Here is a 1334-nt window from a genome sequence, read left to right on the forward strand (position 1 = left end):
CTTACCGTAAAGGCTGAGCTGTGATGGCGAGGGAAATATAGTACCGAAGTTCCTGATTCCACACTGCCAAGAAAAGCCTCTAGCGAGATAAAAGGTGCCCGTACCGCAAACCGACACAGGTAGGCGAGGAGAGAATCCTAAGGTGAGCGAGAGAACTCTCGTTAAGGAACTCGGCAAAATGACCCCGTAACTTCGGGAGAAGGGGTGCTTTTTGAGGTGAATAGCCTCGAAGAGCCGCAGTGAATAGGCCCAGGCGACTGTTTAGCAAAAACACAGGTCTCTGCGAAGCCGCAAGGCGAAGTATAGGGGCTGACGCCTGCCCGGTGCTGGAAGGTTAAGAGGAGGGGTTAGCGCAAGCGAAGCTCTGAATCGAAGCCCCAGTAAACGGCGGCCGTAACTATAACGGTCCTAAGGTAGCGAAATTCCTTGTCGGGTAAGTTCCGACCCGCACGAAAGGCGTAACGATCTGGGCACTGTCTCAACGAGAGACTCGGTGAAATTATAGTACCTGTGAAGATGCAGGTTACCCGCGACAGGACGGAAAGACCCCGTGGAGCTTTACTGTAGCCTGATATTGAATTTTGGTACAGCTTGTACAGGATAGGTAGGAGCCTGAGAAGCCGGAGCGCTAGCTTCGGTGGAGGCGTCGGTGGGATACTACCCTGGCTGTATTGAAATTCTAACCCGCACCCCTTATCGGGGTGGGAGACAGTGTCAGGTGGGCAGTTTGACTGGGGCGGTCGCCTCCTAAAGAGTAACGGAGGCGCCCAAAGGTTCCCTCAGAATGGTTGGAAATCATTCGTAGAGTGTAAAGGCACAAGGGAGCTTGACTGCGAGACCTACAAGTCGAGCAGGGACGAAAGTCGGGCTTAGTGATCCGGTGGTTCCGCATGGAAGGGCCATCGCTCAACGGATAAAAGCTACCCCGGGGATAACAGGCTTATCTCCCCCAAGAGTCCACATCGACGGGGAGGTTTGGCACCTCGATGTCGGCTCATCGCATCCTGGGGCTGTAGTCGGTCCCAAGGGTTGGGCTGTTCGCCCATTAAAGCGGTACGCGAGCTGGGTTCAGAACGTCGTGAGACAGTTCGGTCCCTATCCGTCGTGGGCGCAGGAAATTTGAGAGGAGCTGTCCTTAGTACGAGAGGACCGGGATGGACGCACCGCTGGTGTACCAGTTGTCTTGCCAAAGGCATCGCTGGGTAGCTATGTGCGGACGGGATAAGTGCTGAAAGCATCTAAGCATGAAGCCCCCCTCAAGATGAGATTTCCCATAGCGTCAAGCTAGTAAGAACCCTGAAAGATGATCAGGTTGATAGGTCAGAGGTGGAAGC

General features: G+C 54.3%; 1 rRNA gene. It reads left to right on the forward strand.

Features of this window, described 5'->3' with window-relative positions:
- Positions 1-1334, forward strand: a 23S ribosomal RNA gene (locus TR08_RS16485); the annotation flags it as partial.

Origin of the sequence: Neobacillus niacini (genome assembly GCF_000759675.1) — a bacterium.
GTDB classification, from domain to species: domain Bacteria; phylum Bacillota; class Bacilli; order Bacillales; family Cytobacillaceae; genus Neobacillus; species Neobacillus niacini_A.